The 17,853-nt window shown below is 38.2% G+C and carries 16 protein-coding genes; 7 read left to right on the forward strand and 9 right to left on the reverse strand.

The genetic code is table 11. From position 1 onward, the window contains the following. The first annotated feature begins 3 nt into the window (after nt 1-3). From rodA to GD597_RS18330, 5 genes are all read left to right on the forward strand, one after another. Nucleotides 4-1,353 (forward strand): rod shape-determining protein RodA, encoded by a 1,350-nt coding sequence (gene rodA, locus GD597_RS18310; RefSeq protein WP_171609359.1) that lies wholly within the window; start codon nt 4-6, stop codon nt 1,351-1,353. A gap of 290 nt (nt 1,354-1,643) precedes the next feature. Further along, complete coding sequence (locus tag GD597_RS18315) at nt 1,644-2,054, forward strand: VOC family protein (RefSeq protein ID WP_171609360.1); 411 nt, start codon at nt 1,644-1,646, stop codon at nt 2,052-2,054. 599 nt (nt 2,055-2,653) lie between these two features. Next, the gene (locus tag GD597_RS18320) at nt 2,654-3,202 is read left to right on the forward strand and encodes a DUF2975 domain-containing protein (protein WP_171609361.1); all 549 of its coding nucleotides are present in this window, start codon (nt 2,654-2,656) and stop codon (nt 3,200-3,202) included. 2 nt (nt 3,203-3,204) lie between these two features. After that, on the forward strand, nt 3,205-3,411 hold the full coding sequence (locus tag GD597_RS18325) for a helix-turn-helix domain-containing protein (RefSeq protein WP_171609362.1): 207 nt from the start codon (nt 3,205-3,207) through the stop codon (nt 3,409-3,411). A 271-nt stretch (nt 3,412-3,682) separates the two neighbouring features. After that, nucleotides 3,683-4,945, forward strand: coding sequence for an erythromycin esterase family protein (locus GD597_RS18330; RefSeq protein ID WP_171609363.1), 1,263 nt, complete (start codon nt 3,683-3,685; stop codon nt 4,943-4,945). Between the two features lie 263 nt (nt 4,946-5,208). Here GD597_RS18330 and GD597_RS18335 read toward each other — a convergent pair whose 3' ends face one another. Next, nucleotides 5,209-6,063 (reverse strand): winged helix-turn-helix domain-containing protein, encoded by an 855-nt coding sequence (locus GD597_RS18335; RefSeq protein ID WP_171609364.1) that lies wholly within the window; start codon nt 6,061-6,063, stop codon nt 5,209-5,211. Between the two features lie 198 nt (nt 6,064-6,261). Here GD597_RS18335 and GD597_RS18340 point away from each other — a divergent pair, with 198 nt between their 5' ends. Then, the gene (locus tag GD597_RS18340; RefSeq protein WP_171609365.1) at nt 6,262-8,049 is read left to right on the forward strand and encodes a serine hydrolase domain-containing protein; all 1,788 of its coding nucleotides are present in this window, start codon (nt 6,262-6,264) and stop codon (nt 8,047-8,049) included. 142 nt (nt 8,050-8,191) lie between these two features. Here the strand turns inward: GD597_RS18340 and GD597_RS18345 are convergent, their stop codons facing one another. From GD597_RS18345 to GD597_RS18380, 8 genes are all read right to left on the reverse strand, one after another. Beyond that, nucleotides 8,192-9,310 carry an ABC transporter permease gene (locus GD597_RS18345; protein ID WP_171609366.1) on the reverse strand — a complete coding sequence of 373 codons (1,119 nt, stop codon included), beginning with the start codon at nt 9,308-9,310 and terminating at the stop codon, nt 8,192-8,194. Between the two features lie 16 nt (nt 9,311-9,326). Beyond that, nucleotides 9,327-10,436, reverse strand: a complete 1,110-nt coding sequence (locus tag GD597_RS18350) for an ABC transporter permease (protein WP_171609367.1) — start codon at nt 10,434-10,436, stop codon at nt 9,327-9,329. A gap of 287 nt (nt 10,437-10,723) precedes the next feature. Then, complete coding sequence (locus GD597_RS18355) at nt 10,724-11,470, reverse strand: ABC transporter ATP-binding protein (protein WP_171609368.1); 747 nt, start codon at nt 11,468-11,470, stop codon at nt 10,724-10,726. Between the two features lie 5 nt (nt 11,471-11,475). Further along, nucleotides 11,476-11,718: a hypothetical protein gene (locus GD597_RS18360; RefSeq protein ID WP_171609369.1), complete on the reverse strand. Its 243-nt coding sequence runs from the start codon at nt 11,716-11,718 to the stop codon at nt 11,476-11,478. A gap of 12 nt (nt 11,719-11,730) precedes the next feature. Continuing rightward, nucleotides 11,731-12,654: an ABC transporter ATP-binding protein gene (locus GD597_RS18365; protein WP_171609370.1), complete on the reverse strand. Its 924-nt coding sequence runs from the start codon at nt 12,652-12,654 to the stop codon at nt 11,731-11,733. A 110-nt stretch (nt 12,655-12,764) separates the two neighbouring features. Next, entirely contained in the window at nt 12,765-13,709 is a 945-nt protein-coding gene (locus tag GD597_RS18370) for an HlyD family secretion protein (RefSeq protein WP_171609371.1), read from the reverse strand. 11 nt (nt 13,710-13,720) lie between these two features. Beyond that, nucleotides 13,721-15,016 (reverse strand): TolC family protein, encoded by a 1,296-nt coding sequence (locus GD597_RS18375; protein WP_235954353.1) that lies wholly within the window; start codon nt 15,014-15,016, stop codon nt 13,721-13,723. Nucleotides 15,017-15,024: 8 nt separating this feature from the next. Continuing rightward, complete coding sequence (locus GD597_RS18380; RefSeq protein ID WP_235954354.1) at nt 15,025-15,627, reverse strand: TetR/AcrR family transcriptional regulator; 603 nt, start codon at nt 15,625-15,627, stop codon at nt 15,025-15,027. 424 nt (nt 15,628-16,051) lie between these two features. On the opposite strand from GD597_RS18380, the gene GD597_RS18385 reads away from it, so the two are divergent. Beyond that, nucleotides 16,052-17,713 carry a tail fiber domain-containing protein gene (locus tag GD597_RS18385; protein ID WP_171609372.1) on the forward strand — a complete coding sequence of 554 codons (1,662 nt, stop codon included), beginning with the start codon at nt 16,052-16,054 and terminating at the stop codon, nt 17,711-17,713. Nucleotides 17,714-17,853 lie beyond the last annotated feature (140 nt).

Consider the following 17,853-nt stretch of genomic DNA (forward strand, 5'->3'; position numbering starts at 1 on the left):
GTAATGACTAGTAATTCTTCGCAAAATTCTATTTCAAGGGGAGTTGATAGCACGATCATCATATTATACGCCTTATTGGTGGCTATTGGCATTTTGTGCATTTTTATGGTAGAATATAATCCCGATAAATTTACCATCGCCTCCTTTTTTTCGTTTAATACCAACTATAGTAAACAATTATTATTTACTGGTATTTCTGTAGTGGTAGCCATATTTATACTGCTAAGTGATAGTAAACTCTATACAGCATTTGCCAACCTGTTTTACATGTTTGGTATACTGTTAATGCTGGCCACTTTTGTACTGGGCAAAGATATTAACGGCTCTAAGAGCTGGATACCAATGGGCGGTGGCTTTAACCTGCAGCCGGCAGAATTATGTAAAATTTTTACGGCACTCGCATTATCCAAATACCTGTCTCGCCTGGATACCGATTTTAGCAAAACCAAATCGCAAATTATTGCGGCAGCTATTGCATTATCGCCGGCCATACTTTCGGTATTACAGCACGAAACCGGTTTGGCCCTGGCCTATCTTAGTTTTTTTATAGTAATGTACCGTGAGGGCTTACCCGGCGAATTACTGGTAACCGGTTTTTCTTTTGGTGCGCTGGTAGTGGCCACCTTAATTGTAGATCCTGATTTGCTGGCCATTATTCTTACCGTAATTGCTGCAATTACTATCTACTTTATGCGTTGGCAAATAAAACGCAGTAAACGTATTTTGTTATTTATTGTAGCCATTTGGGCGCTTTCAGTAGGTATACAGCGTTTTGCGGTGCCCTATATTTTTAATAATGTGTTTGAGTGCTACCAAAGCCAGCGTATATATAGTGCAGTAGGCAAAGATTACGATTGCAGCCAAAACAAAAGCGCTCAAAACCTGGAAGCCGGCGCCAAACCGGCAAAAAAACCCGATGATTATAATGTACGTCAAAGTAAAATTGCCATTGGCTCCGGGGGCTTATTGGGTAAAGGTTTTTTAAAAGGTACCCAAACCCGTGGCAAGTATGTACCCGAACAACATACCGATTTTATTTTTACTTCCCTGGGCGAGGCATTTGGTTTTACGGGTTGCTTTCTATTTCTTTTAATTTATCTGTTTTTGCTGATGCGCATTATTATGATTGCAGAGCGGCAACGCAGTGCTTTTAGCCGCGTTTATGCTTATTCCATCGCCAGCATATTGTTTTTCCATATTACAGTAAATGTGTGCATGACTATTGGCTTATTCCCCATTATTGGTATACCGCTGCCATTAATTAGTTACGGCGGTTCTTCTTTATTAACGTTTACAGTATTAATTTTTATTCTGGTACGTTTAGATGCCGACAGGCAAATGGTATTACGCTAAATCCGGTGTATGGGCCCTGCAAAACAACCATGGGCAGCCCACTTGCGTCGCACACTTGTACGGTTAAATACATTGGGCAGCTAACAAAACAGCCTGTTGTAACACAGGTAAAAAAGTGGGTTACCGTTTTTGTAGGTATTGTATGATACAAGGAAAGCAATCATCACCGTTTTCAAAGAAACCATGTTTTAGTTAAGCCGCAAAACATGGCCACATTACCCTAAATAAGCGGCCCTATATTTTTTAAATTATTGGGTATTACGGGTATATTTGAAATACAACTACCAAATATGAAAACAGCACCATCCATACAGTTGGACATGTATATTAACTATCCGGGCCATTGCGAGGCCGCATTCAGGTGGTACGAGCAAATACTGGGTGGTAAAATTACCATGATGATGCCACACCAAACTCCGCCAGCCAATTTCCCCAAAGAATGGAATAGCCCTATTATGCATGCAATCATTGATATTGGCGGTACACAGGTTAGGGGCGCCGATGTACCAAATGCCGAACCAATGCGCAGTGCTTACCTTACCCTTAGATTTGATACACCTGAGAAAGCCGAAGAAGTTTATCGGCTTCTTTCCAGCGATGGGCAAATTTTTATGCCTATGGAAAAAACATTTTTTGCCAACCGCTTTGCCATGCTGCGCGACAAATTTGGCACCTCCTGGATGTTGTTAAATGAACAGTAATTTGCTGTTTAAATACTAATTGTCAAAAGTGTGTGTATATTTCTAGTTTTACAACCATATTCTACATTCAATGCGCAAAAAAGGCTCGCAGTCATTTTAATTATAGTAGTTGCTTTATTGTTAATTCCATTAATAGCCATGCTATTTACCAATGAAGTAAAATGGGATCTATTAGATTTTGCTATTGCTGGTGCTTTACTGTTTAGCACTGGTCTTATAGTTGATTTTATTATAAGAAATATAAGGCAGCCTTGGCAAAGAATTGTTCTTGTAGTAATCCTTTTAATAATACTATTGTTCATCTGGATGCATCTTGCCGTTGGCATATTTACATTACCATTTGGTGGAACATAGGATTTTACAGCCAAAAAATCATTTCAATTTTATTTTCATAAAAGCTGAATAGCATTACCAGCCGTACAAGTGTGCGACGCAAGTAAAGCCACATACAGTTATTTGGCCGGGCCAATCATTATTGCCTTTTAAACAGGTATGCCTGTTGTATACTATTTTAATTAAGTATTATTTAATAATATAAATTTATTGTTTATCAATAAATATTTATTATTTTTGTTTTATCAAATTAAATAGAAATCATCATGACAAAACAATCAACAATCTTTTTAAAGGTACTATATGTGGTATCCTGGATAATTTTTATTGGCCTGTGTATTGAAGCCGGTGTAATTATATTTAACGCAATTTTTACACTGGTTATAAAGCCGGAAAGTGCAAACATTTATTGGCAAGAAATAGATTTATCGGGCCTACATGCTTTTGATGCAGGCTATTTTCTTACCGAAACCGTGCTAATGAGTATTGTGGCTGTAATGCAAGCCTTTCTTTTTTACTTGATTGTAAAAATTTTACACGATAAAAAGCTAAACCTGGCCCAACCATTTAATAAAGAAATAGAACGTTTTATTGCCAACATGGCCTACCTGTCAATTGGCATTGGTATTTTTTGTTATTGGGGCGCTAACTATACAAAATGGCTTATTTCAAAAGGTATAGCTATGCCTGATTTGCAAACCTTACGCTTAGGCGGTGCAGATGTTTGGCTATTTATGGGCATTACCTTGCTGGTAATAGCACAGGTATTTAAAAGAGGTGTGGAAATTCAAAAAGAAAACGATTTAACAATATAATTATGGCAATAATAGTAAACCTGGATGTGATGATGGCCAAGCGAAAAATTTCGCTAAACGAACTTTCTGAAAAGGTGGATCTTACCTTGTCTAACCTTTCTATTTTAAAAACCGGTAAGGCCAAAGCCATTCGCTTTAGTACACTGGAAGCCATTTGTAAAGCATTGGATTGCCAGCCCGGCGATATTTTAGAATATGATAAAAAATAGGGTACTATCCTGTAAAACAATAATACACATTAGTTCCAGGTTTACTTAAAAGTAGCCTGGAGCTATATATAAACACTATTTTATAAATTGGCCCATAAAAGCTAGTGTTGTTATTCCTTCCCACTTATTTGGCAGGCTTAAAATATCGACTTCCAGCAGCATTACCAGTTGATAGTATAACAAACCAATATTTCACTTAAGTAAATTTGCCGCAACATTTTTAGTAAACATTTATTGCTTATTACTACCTGATTGTAGTAATTTACTTTTCATGCGACAATTGTTTCTACTTTCAGTTATTTGCTGCTGTGCATTGTGTGCACCTGCACAGGAATTTATAAAAAACTATGTGCAACTACATACAGCAGAAATAAATAGCATTGACCCAAATGCTACCAGCGATGCCGACCTTGCCATAATTGCAAATGCCATAGGTAACGCCAGAATTGTAATGCTTGGAGAACAAGACCATGGAGATGCCCCCACGTTTTTAGCTAAAACCCGACTAATAAAATATTTGCATGAGCATTTGGGTTTTAATGTATTGGCATTTGAAAGTGATTTTTTTGGGTTAAACTTTGGCTGGGATACCCTAACAAAAACACCCCAATCTGTAGATACGTTTATACATAAAAATGTTTTTCCTATTTGGACTGGTTGTAATACCTGCCAACCCCTTTTTAGCAGTTATATTCCAAATACCTATAACACAAAAAGCCCGCTGATTGTAACTGGTTTTGATAATCAAATGATACTAAATTATTCTTCCAACAACCTGGTAGCAAAATTAGATAGTGTGCTTAGATCGGCTAATTTTCCTATCACCAAAAATGAAAATTATACAACTGAAATTTTACCCCTGTTGAAGGCTTTGCCAAACTGGTATTTTGCACCACCAAAAGATAACATGCTTTATGCAAATTGCACGAAATACCTGGCAGATATACAGCAACAAGCTGCTACACGATTAGAATCAAATAGCTATTGGCAAATGGTTATAAACAACCTTGTACAGGAAAATCTAAGTTTTACAGCTTCGCAAAACGGATATAAACTCGCAAGAAATACCAGAGATGCCCAAATGGCTTTGAATTTAAAATGGCTGGCACAACATAAATATGCAAACGAAAAAATAATTGTTTGGGCAGCCAATTATCATATTGCAAAATATACCGACACAGCATCTGGCATTCCAGCCAAAAGTTTAACAACAATGGGAAGTTTTTTTACACGGGATACAGCCATGCTAAACAGCACCTATATCATTGCATTTACCTCCTACAGCGGAATTGCAGGCCGGTTGGGATATAAAAATTACACTATCCAACAACCAAGACCTAATGGCTTTGAAACCTGGATAAACAACCAATTCAATTATGCTTTTGTTAACCTTAGCAACTACCGGAATACGTACAGTGCCGAAAATGAAAAATTCTTTTTAAAGGGACTAGGCCATAACAGTTTTAAAAACACATGGGCCAATATATTTGATGGCATATTTTACATAAAAAATATGTATCCCTGTAAAAAATAACTCCAACTTTAACGTTAATTGCATCAACCTAATCAGCCATAACGCATCACAAATGAAAAGGCAGCAACAGATTATCTGATATATCATCCTCAAAAGATATTTTGTAAATAGCCTTTGTATTGACCCGGCAAAGCAACTATGGGCAACTTACTTGCGTCGCACACTTGTACGGTTGAGACCTTTGGGCAGCAGAGAAGTGCAAATAAGGAAATTATAACACCAGGTATTATACTCCGTTACCTATTGTAATATAGTTAGGATAACTAGTCAATCACAAATTTGTAACCCCTGCCATGAATATTTATAATTTTAATGGCATTATCATCAATTAATTTTTTACGCAATTTAGAAACCAAAACATCAACATTTCTGCTTATAACCATAATGCCTTCATTTTCCCAGATTTCCTTCATCAGCATTTCTCTTTCAATGATTTGATTTGGATTTGCAGCAAATATTTTTAACGCTTTTGTTTCATTAACAGAAAGACTAATCGTTTTATTATCGAAACTTAGCAGTTGCTTATCTGCATAAAACATATAGCCGCCTAATTGTAAAAATGCATAATCATGTATCAATGGTGTTTTCAATTGTTTTTGCTTTAGCCTGCCACTTATATAAAAAGCCAAAAATCCCAATGGAATAAGCAAGAACAAATAATAGAAATTAAAATAATCAGTCTCTAAAAAACTAATCTGAATAAGATAACAACCAGCCTGTTGTTTACGACCTGTGCAGGGTAATAAATTACCTGTTGTTTTGTTAATCTCATACGCAAAAATGGTTTGCTTTTGCTGGCAATCTTTTACATTAACCATGTATTCCATCGGTAAATGATACTTCTCCAATGCTGTTTGAACCAAACAGATTAAGGTATCAGGAATAAATACGAGGTTGTTTTGAAAGGATATCTGATAAGTATTATCGTTTAGTCGTTGTACCGGCAACACTCTTGAAACAGAGTCTTTGGCATGAAGCAATAGTTTATGACCAATTTCACGAAGTACAATTTCAATATGCGCATCAGAAACCGCCTTCTCCTGTTTAATAGAGGTTATGGCTGATGAAAAGCCAATAACTAATAAAATGCAAAAACCGACCAGATAAAACGTCTTCATATGCACAAAATAATGTAATAACCAACGTTTACTCCGCATTTACAATCTTTTTACGCTTTTTTACATTTTATACCCCCTTTACAAGCTGGTTTAATTTAGTTTTATTGTATTCATCAGTTTCAACTACAGATACAAATTTTCAAAGTTGCGTAGCTTTTAATGTTTCATCTGGACTATACCAGCAATTATCAATTAAATATGAAAAGAATATTCCTAACAGTAAGTCTGCTTTATTGCCTTACCCAATTAAGTGCACAAACAACTTATTCAAATGCAATACAAGCCCAGATAAAACAGGTTGAAAATAACCTTGCAGGAAGAATTATAATAGACGGGAAGCCTTATAACCTGCAGGACAGAATGAAACATTATAATATTAAAGGGGTAAGTATAGCTGTTGTACAAAACTATACCTTGCTATGGGCTAAGGGTTATGGCTGGGCTGATGAAAAAGAAAAACGGCCGGTAACAAATGCCACTTTATTTAAACCAGGTTCTATTAGCAAATCATTAAATGCAGCTGGTGTATTAAGATTGGTTCAGGATAATAAACTGGATCTTTCGAAGGACATAAATGAATATTTACAATCCTGGCAATTTCCATATGACAGTTTATCGCAGGGTAAAAAAATTACTATTGCCAATTTGCTAAGCCATACTGCTGGTTTATCTGTTTATGGTGGTTTTCCTGGCTACGATACCAAAAACAAGATACCTACCATTCCCCAAATTTTAGATGGTGAAGCACCTGCCAATACTCCCCCCGTTCGTTCTTTATTTGAACCCGGTGTAGCATTTCAATATTCAGGCGGGGGCACCATCATTTCCCAACTCATTATTACCGATATAACCCATCAACCTTATGAAAAATATATGTATGACAGTGTGTTGAAACCATTGGGCATGCTTAACAGTTTTTATTCAACAGCGCCACCAACCAAAGAACAACTTAAAAAAATAGCAGTAGGATATACAAAAGAGGGCGAAAAGGTAGCGGCAACATTTCGTGTGTACCCCGAACAAGCTCCATTGGGTTTATGGACCACCCCAACCGAACTATCTAATTATCTAATCGAAACCCAATTAGCCTATCAGGGCAAATCTTCAAAGGTTTTAAATAAGGAAATGGCAAGTTTACAATTAACGCCCTATATAGATAATTCTGCAACAATGGGTGCTTTTATAGGCGAAAGAAATGGCGAAAAATATTTTTTTCATGATGCAGGAAATGAGGGATACAGGGGTTTATATTATGGAAGCGTTGAAGGTGGAAATGGGGTTGTAATATTTGTAAATTCTGATGATGGAAATATTATTTTGGAATTATTAAATAGCGTGGCTGCAGTTTACAATTGGAAAGGTTTTGACAAGATAAAAAACATAAACACCATGCAGGTACCTGAAACAATTAGCCAAAATTACCCGGGGATTTATTTGTACGATGGCAAGCTTGCTGAAATAACCAAGGATAAAGATGGTTTACTGTATTGGGCAGATAATCAAAACTGCAGGATGTATTTTACCTCAAACAAGGATTTTATAAATATGGAATTCGCAAGTGAAAAATCATTTATAGCGGATAGTGCCGGCAATATAACCGGCTATTCAATAAAAGTAAACGGCACTGAATATCCGGCAGCTACAAAAGTTGTAAAAATAGACACGCTTAAAGCCAATGAAGGAGAATTAAATGCTTTTGGCTGGCACTTATTAGCAACCAAAAGATATGATACAGCGATTTTATTTTTAAACAGAGCTAAAACAATTGAGCCAAATGATAACAGTGTAATAAAGCATCTTGCTCATTGCCATTTATTTAAAAACGAATATGACAAAGCAATTTTATTGTATAACGAATTTATCGCCACAGGGCTTAATAACCAGTCTGCTGAAAAAGAAAGTATAAAAGAGGATTTTAATTATTTGGAGAAAAGTGGCTTTGATACATTTTTAATAGCAAAAGCAAGTGCAGCACTTAAGCTTTAATTTGCTGGTATATTAACTTTGAATTTATAAATACAATGCTACGTCATGTTTAAAAGCTGCATCGCATTCCCTGGCGTACAAGTGTGCGACGCAAGTAAAGCCCAATAGCATTCTTATTGCCGGGCTAATAAACAGTATTGTATTACATGCGTTTTTTATAATTAAGCACGGCCCATCCATTTAAAAAAATGGCAAACCCTGCAACGGTTAGCAGTTGCCGGCTAATATCGGCAAGGGTGCTACCCTTAATTACCACCATGCGTATTACCGAAATAAAATAAGCTACGGGATTAAATTTGGTAATGGTTTTTGCCCAATCGGGCATACTATCGATAGAGGTATATAAACCACCCAGTAATACAAAAATCATCATGAGAAAAAAGGCAATTAACATACTTTGCTGTTGTGTGTTGGCATAGGTAGATACCAGCAAACCCAGACCCAGCACAGCCAGCAAATACACCATGGCAAATACATAAATGGTAACCATATTACCATAGGGTGTTATGCCATAAACTATTCTGGCTACCAGCATGCCCAGGGTGAGTACTATCAAACCCAGTATCCAAAAAGGAATAAGTTTACCCAATATAAAATGGTATTTTTTAATGGGCGTTACATTTACTTGTTCAATGGTGCCAATCTCTTTTTCTTTTACAATGTTTAGCGATGTCATAAATGCACCTACCATGGTGAGCAATACAGCCAAAATGCCGGGTACCATAAATAACTGGTAACTCATGTGCGGGTTATACCAGGAGGCGGTAGTAATTTCTATGCGCGGCTGATCGTTTAAATGGGGCATTTGCAACCATTGCAGTCTTACATCCTGGTTATAATTGCGGATAATATTTTGCAGGTATGCTGCACCAAGATTGGCTTTGGTGCCATTAATGGCATTTACGGCCATAAATACCGGGGCTTCACTTTCTTTAACAAGGGTACGTTCAAACTGTGCAGGTATTTCCAGTATTATATCAGCTTCATCTTTTTCTACCAGATGCATGGCATCGGTATAATTGCTGTTAACCCCTACCAATTGAAAATAGCCGGATGCAGTGATTTTATTAATCATTTGCCGGGTATAACTGCTATGATCATGGTCTACAATAGCCAGGTGAATATTCTTTACCTCAAAATTAGCAGCCAGTGGTAATAGTATTAATTGTATTACAGGCATTACCAGAATCATCCTTATGATAGAAGGATCGCGGAATATTTGCCTGAATTCTTTTTGCAATAAAAATTTTAGTGTGCGCATGGTGCTATATTTTAATTTATTGCGATAACCTGATATTGTATTTTTTAATACTAATGGTTAACAATACCACTGTCATACTGGTTAAAATTAATAGCTCGTGCCATATGGCTTCAACGCCCAAACCTTTAATCATGACCGATTTTACAATATAATAAAACCATTTGGCCGGTATGGCATTAGAAATAACCTGCATAGGCAATGGCATATTTTCTATAGGAAACATAAAGCCACTGAATATAATGGTGGGCATAAATAAACCCATTAAAGAAATAAGCATGGCCGTTTGCTGCGTATTGGTAAAAGACGATATTAATAAACCCAGCGATAAAGAAGTGATGATAAATAAAATACTGGCTGCAAATAATAACACAATGCTGCCGGCAATAGGCACATCCAGCAGGTACACACTTAACAATAATATGCTAATGATATTGATAATGCTTAACAGTAAATAAGGCACTGCTTTGGCAATAATTACCATAATGGGTTTTAAAGGCGATACCAATAAAACTTCCATAGTGCCCATTTCTTTTTCTTTTACAATGGCAATAGATGTCATCATGGTGCATACCAGCATTAATATTAATGCCATTACGCCGGGCACAAAATTATACGCACCTTTAAGCTGTGGATTATACAGCATACGTACCTGTGTGGTTATGGTATAGGGCAGTTTATTTTGCCCCATAATTTCGTCCTGATAATCGCCAATAATGGCACTGGCATAATTAGACAGTGTGGTGGCGGTATTTGGGTCAGATGCATCGGTGATGAGTTGTATTTGCGCCGTATTGGTATGCAGCAGCGATTCCCTGAAATGTTCGGGAAAAACAATGGCCATTTTTATATCGCCCTTTCTAAATGCGGCATCAATTTCGGTATTGCTTTGCAGGTTGGTTACCAGATCAAAATAACGACTGGCATTAATGCGGTTGGCCAGTGTAATACTGGCTTCATCCCTGCTCATATCCAATATACCAATCTGCGAATTTTTTACTTCGTTGGTAAGGGCAAAACCAAATAAAACAATTTGTACAATGGGCATACCAAACAGTATAAACAGGGTGCGTTTATCCCTCCATATATGAAAGCATTCCTTTTTTACAAAACTTAAAAATTGTTTCATCAGCAGTATACCCAATGGGTGGTTTTGGTACTATAATATTTCATTATTAGCCGAACATATTAACCAGCTGCAGCTTTACTTGCGTCGCACACTTGTGCGTTCCTATACAATGGCAGCAAAAGCAAATGCAAACAAATTTCATCTCACATATCTACCTACTCACCATTCACCTCTCACCATTCACCTCTCAATCCTCACCTCTCCCAGCTGCAAAAAGAACCGAAGCACAAGTGTGCGACGCAAGGAACGATCAATAGCTAACATCTTGCAGGGCCCAAAAAAATATATTAATCTGCCTGCCTTACTGCTTTACGGGCCAGCTGCAAAAACACTTCGTCCATGGAATTTGCATTGAACTGTTTTTTTAAATTTATAGGTGTATCCAATGCTTCAATTTTACCATCTACCATTATAGAAACGCGGTTACAATATTCGGCCTCATCCATATAGTGTGTGGTAACAAAAACGGTGGTACCATTTTGGGCTGCGGCATAAATCATTTCCCAAAATTCCCGCCGGGTAACCGGGTCTACGCCACCTGTTGGTTCATCTAAAAATACAATGGCAGGTTCGTGAAAAATAGCTACCGAAAAAGCCAGTTTTTGTTTCCAGCCAAGTGGTAATGATTTTACCAGTTTGTTTTGAGATGCTTCCATATGCAGTTGCTGCAACACATCCTGCGTTTTTTGTTTAATGCGTTCATCGCTTAAGCCATAAATACCGCCGTAAAACCGCATATTTTCTTTTACGGTAAGATCTTCGTACAAAGAAAATTTCTGGCTCATATAGCCAATGCTTTGCTTTATTTTATCGGGCGAAGTATACACATCATATCCCGCAACAGTAGCTTCGCCGGAAGTGGGCAGGCTTAGTCCGCATAACATACGCATGGCTGTAGTTTTGCCGGCACCATTGGCACCCAGAAAGCCAAAAATTTCGCCCTTGCTTACTTCAAAGCTGATGGCATTGGTGGCAATAAAATCACCAAATTTTTTGGTAAGCTTATTGGCGGTTATCACTTTCCCGTTTGTCATTTTTTTTATGCTTTTGCCATGCGGCTTTCTATGGTTTTTACCAAATCGTTTACGGTTTGGTTGCTATGCCACTCCTGATCGTTTACACTAATTAAAAACGCTCTTTCTACATGATTGGCCAACAGGTCCAGCTCCCAATCGGCAATATGCAGGTCATTATATAAAGACGACGATTTTTTAATACTTTTTGGTGGAATGTTCAATGAAAGGTTCATTACCTGCCTGAATTGTTTGTAGGTGAGTCTCATATTTATATTGATTTATTCATTTCGCATTAATGCTATAAAACAGTCTTCAATATTGGCATTGGCCTTTTGTATGTTAACTGTTGTACAACCTTTTTGGTTAAGATAGTTGCCTAACTCCTCTATGCTTATATTATCCTTCATTACCACGTGGTGATACTCTCCAAACGGATAACTGTTGGCCGCCAAACCACTTTCCCTTAACACCTGCAATAGGCCAAACATATTATCTGCTTTTACGGCCAGTAATGTGTTGTTAAACTGCGCTGTAATGACAGTGGGCTTATCTATTGAAAGTATGGCACCATTTTGCAGCAGCGCCACCCTATCGCACAAGCTGGCTTCATCCATATAAGGGGTGCTAACCAATATGGTAATGCCCTGCTTTTTTAACTGTTGCAGCATTTCCCAAAACTCCTTTCGGGAAACTGCATCCACACCGGTAGTTGGCTCATCTAAAAACAGTACCGATGGGCGGTGAATTAACGCGCAACACAATGCCAGCTTTTGTTTCATACCGCCAGATAGTTTGCCGGCCCGCCTTGTTTTAAAAGGCGCTATCTGTACATATATATCTTTAATCAGGTCATAATTTTCGCGGATGCTGGTATTAAAAATGGTAGCAAAAAAATCCAGGTTTTCTTCTACTGATAAATCCTGGTATAAAGAAAATTTACCGGGCATATAACCTACTCTTTTTCTGATTTCCTTATAGTCCTTTACTACATCAAATCCATCCACAAATGCAGTGCCGCTATCGGCCAGTAACAGCGTGGTTAATATTCTGAATAAAGTAGATTTGCCGGCACCATCCGGACCAATTACGCCAAAAAGCTCTCCTGCATTAACTTTGAAGGAGATATCATTTAACGCCTTTACCACAGATTTCTTTTCGGCCGGGTATGTTTTTATTAAATTATTAACTATAACGGCTTCCATACTGTTTGTTTAAAATTTACCTGCGTGCCTTTGCGTTGTTGCCATACTTGCTGCAGTACAAGAGTGCGACGCAAGGGCTGCCTGATTGAAATACCAATGCCAGGCCCATACTATTTGTGCTGTGTAAAAAGCACCTCGCCGTACATGCCTATTTTTAAAGTGCCATCGTTGGGTACATTTATTTTTATGGCATATACCAAATTGGCCCTTTCGTCTTTGGTTTGAATGGTTTTAGGGGTAAACTCTGCCTTACTGGAAATCCAGCTTATTGTACCCTTATAGGTTTTAAAAGCTTTGGCGCCATCATCTACCTGAACGGTTACTGCTTGCTGTAGTTTAAGCTGGCTTAACTGATCGCCGGTGATATAGGCCCTTAGTTTAATTTCGCTGAGGTTAGCAATTTTATACAACGCCTTGCCAGGTGCAGTTACCTCGCCGGCCTCCGCATATTTGGTAAGCACTGTACCACTAATGGGGTTAATCACGGTGGATCTTTCCAGTTGATCTGCAATTTGAGCGGCTCTTTTTTCCAGTGCCGGCTGCTCGCTTAATATACTTCTATTTTGCGTGCTGGTATTGTTTAGCTGTACTTTTATCTGCTGCTCAGTTACCGCAATTTGCCTGTTTAGCATATCTATCTGGTTGCTGATATCGTCCAGTTGTTTGGTGGTGGCGGCATCGGCTTTTATCAGGTTTTCAGTACGGGCTTTTTCTTTTTGCAAATTGGCCATTTGTACTTTTTGTACTGCTATCTGGTCTTGCAGCAATTGCACCTGCGGACTGGCGTCGCTGGTTTTATTATGCAGCGCATCAATGCTGGCTTCTACCTGTTGTTTTTGCAGGCTAAGGTTGGCAGCATCTATTACAGCTGCAAGGCGGCCTTTGGACATGGTATCGCCTTCTTTCACATCCATTTGTATAATTCGCCCGGCAATTTCTGAAGATACAATCACTTCATCTGCTTCAAATGTGCCAGATGCATCTGCCTTGCCTGTATTGCTATTGCAGGCGGTAAAAGCAATTGCTGTTATAAATAGATAGCACCATTTTTTCATTGTATAGCGGTTTATAGTTTTCCTAAAATATTTAAATAGCCCAATTTTGCTTGCGTTAATTGTAATTGATGAGTTACCAGGTTTTGCCTTGCCTGGTCGGCAGCATTTACTTCGCGTAAATAATCGTTGGCGGTAATTACACCGTTTTCCAGCTGACCATTACTGGCCTGCATAACAGCTTCCCTAACGGTAATTATTTTATTGTCTACCGTTATCAGCTGTTCCAGTTTTTCTACTTCATTACCCTGTTGTGCCAGTTGTGTATCGGTGTTTAGGGTAAACAGGTCTTTTTGTACAGCAACCGTCTGGTGGCTTACGGCGATAATTTGGCGGTCTCGTTTTGTAGTATATAAACTACCCAGCGACCAGCTAAGCTTAATACCGCCGATATAGTAAAAATTAAAATCATTCATCAATTGGTTTAATCCGGGGCGGCCATAGCCACCTTGTACAAATGCGCTGGTTTTGGGCTTATTTCGGGCACTAATGAGTTTATTTTGTACTGTAAGCAGGCTATCCTGTAAGGCATATAACTGTAGTTCGGGACGTTCTACACTATCTGTATATGCTGTACCCAGTGTGGGTAGTATTAAATGAATATCACCCCAAAAATTTTTATTGGTAAAATATTGCAATACATCCAACAGGGCTTTGCGGTTGGCATCCAGTTCTATCTGCCGGGCATCGTTTTTTAATAACTCTGCTTCCAGTACCAGTTTATTTGTTTTAAAGGCAGTGCCATTAGCTACCTGTGCAGTTACTTTATTCAGTCCCAATTGCACATCGTTGCGTTGTAGCAGGGTTTGTTTTTTTTGTTCTTCCAGCAGCAATACGCCTAAGAAAAGCTGGTTAATACGGTCTTTTAATTTATAAAGTTCCACTTCAGTTTTTTGCTGTTCGACCAGACTGTTCACCTGTTGAATATCTTTCTGCGTTTTGGTAACACCACCATCGTATAAAAGCTGGTTAATATCTGCCATTAGTTTGTATTGGTCTCGGCTTAATGGGTCGATACTAAAGCCGGGGAGCGAAATGGGAATTTTGGTTACTTCCGATTGGTAGGTAGCCTGACCACTAACGGTAACCTGTGGTAAAAAAGCGGTACTTATATTTTCAATGGTAAGAAAGGCCGATTTATTAATCAGGTCTTTTTGTTGTAGTAAGGGATAATTGGCACGGGCAAAATCATAAGCCTGTTGCAGGGTTAATTCCTTAAGTGGTTGTGTAAAAGCCTTGCTGCCTGTAAAAAGTAAAATCAGAGCAATAAGCTTAACCATTTTATTTAACCGTTTAGTTAATTCAGCCATAAAAAAATTTATTTTTTTATTGAATCAATAATAAAGTTGGCAATTTCTGTTTTCCGTTGCTCCATTAAATAACGAAACTGCAGGTCATCAATTTTCATTACTTCCTGTATCATGGGTTTACCAATAAAAGGAAATACACACATAGACATCATATTCATAATCAGGTGTGCCGGGTTAACGGCTTTGATAATACCCTGCTGGTATTCCTCGTCAATTTGCCGGGCCAGTTTACTAAAATCCGGCGGGTTATTACCAAACATTTTTGCGTGAAAAGCATGGGGCTGTTTATGCATCTCATTTAGCACAAACATAGGCAGGTAGGGGTTTTCAATCACTACTTCCAGGTATTGTCTGGTAAAATTCCGGATCTTATCAAATAGCGGTATCTCCTCGTTTACAATGGCCACAATTCGTGGGAACAGTTTTGAAGCGGCCTCTTTAAAAATAACTTCAAACAACTTTTCCTTACAGCGAAAATAATAATGTACCAGGGCTTTATTAATGCCTGCTTCATTGGCAATATCCTGCATGCGGGCACCAGAAAGGCCTTTTTCCATAAACACTTTCTTGGCTGCTGCTAAAATTCTTTGTTCTGCTGTTAAATCTTTCAACCTAATATCCGTTTAGTTTAACCATTTGGTTAATGCAAAGATAAAAAGCATTCTAAAATCGCAAAATTTATTTTTCAAATACATTTATTGGCCCGGCAGGGGGGGGTAACAATTTGGCATCCGTTGCGTCGCACACTTATGCTGTAGCAATCTTATCGGCAACATAAAAAGGGAAATGAATATTATCAGGTCTAAATAAAATAAATGCTGCCTTACATTGCCCATTTTTTGATGAACGTACAAGTGTGCGACGCAACACCGCTTAATTGCAGTACTGCAATCTGGCCCAAAAAAAGAAATCCCGATAGAAACCCCATTCCGTTAATTAATACATGGCATCTGTTAAACTACCAATCATACTCGCTGATATGTCTTAGACATTTACAAAACAAATCAACTCACCGTTTCTTCAAAAAAAATCACCATGAAAACAAAACTTTTGCTTACCACAGCCATTTATGCATTATGCACATTACACTCAAATGCCCAAAATACATTTCCTGCAGCAGGTAATGTAGGTATTGGTACATTATTACCCGCTGCCCCATTACAGGTAATAGGCGCATCGCGTTTTGGAACAACTGTTAATTATGGCAGCTTTGATGCATCGGGCAATCTTCTCTTTACAGGCACTGCTGGCTACAAAGTGGCAGATAACCAATATGCTTTTCGATCAGCTTCCTCTGCGAATGCCGGTTTGTTTTTTAATAAAACAAATGTGCGCTTCGAGTTTCGCAATACAGCCGGGGTTGGCCTTTTTAACATCGATGCCATAAATGGTAATGTTGGTGTTAGGGGCGGTATAAACAGCACTTTTGCATTAAATGTAAATGCTTCTTCTACCTATAATGGCATTAATGTTACAGACCCAATTAACAATTATGCTTTTTACAGTGTAAAAACTGGCAATAACCCGGCCATCTATGTAGAGAACAGTAATAGCCTATCAACAGGTTCTGTATTAAAAGCAGTGTCAAAGTCTAACACCAGGGCAGTAGAAGGTGCAAGCAGTGAAGCAGGTACCGGAGTATATGGCTCTGCGATAAATGGTGCTGGTGTTTACGGTTACGATGCTTCATCGGGCAACGGCGTAACTGGCTATAGCAATACAGGTTATGGTGTTACCGGTACTACCGGAGATGGTTTTGCTGGTGTATATGGCAATGATAATAACCAGGCCATTGGCGTGTATGGGCGCAGCACCTCGGGTGTGGGCGTGTTTGGCGTTAGCAATGGCACCAGTTTAACTGGTGGTTATGCCGGCAAATTTACTTCCACTAATTACAGGGGTATTTATGTATCATCTGGCACTGGTTGGTTTGCAGGATATTTTGCTGGAGATGTTTATACCACAGGTGTTTACTCAAGTTCTGATGCCAAATTGAAAAAAAATATTGAAGATGTTACCAACGCAATGGATATTATTAACCGCCTGCAACCCAAACATTATGAATTTAGAAATGATGGAAATTTTGCAAAGATGAATTTGCCACAGGGCAAACATTATGGTTTGATTGCACAAGAGCTTGAACAGGTGTTGCCTGATCTTGTTAAAGACAATCAGTTTAACACACGTGATGCAGTTGCACCAAATAATGCAGCTATTAACAAAAATGAGCCAGTAAACAATGAAACAATAGATTTTAAATCAGTAAATTATACAGAACTGATACCTGTTATTATAAAAGCAATGCAGGAACAGGATAAGACTATTCAACAACAGCAGGCAAAAATTGGTGCACTGGAACAGCTTATCAATAAACTTACTGCCGCTACACCCGTAAACACCATTTCTGAAAATGCAAATGCACTGGTAGCAGTAACCAACGCAACAATTGACCAAAATGTACCTAACCCATTTACCAATGTTACCCGCATTAATTATACACTTCCTGCTAAATATCAAATTGCCAAAATGGTTATTACAGATAAAAACGGTAGTACTTTAAAACAAATAAATATTAGCGGTGCTGCAAAAGGATCTGTACAAATTGATGCGTCTGCATTAGCATCAGGCACTTACAGTTATTCTATCTTTGCCGATGGTAAAATAATTGGCAGTAAACAAATGATTGTAATAAAATAGTAACGCATTTATTTAATACAATGCCGGCATTTTAAATATTTGCCGGCATTGTTGTTTTATGTTAAAACTGTTGTTACCGGCAACACAATTAATGGCGGCTTTACTTGCGTCGCACTCTTGTACAGTGGGTAATGCTATGC

It is taken from the genome of Limnovirga soli (assembly GCF_013106755.1).
Lineage (GTDB): Bacteria > Bacteroidota > Bacteroidia > Chitinophagales > Chitinophagaceae > Limnovirga > Limnovirga soli.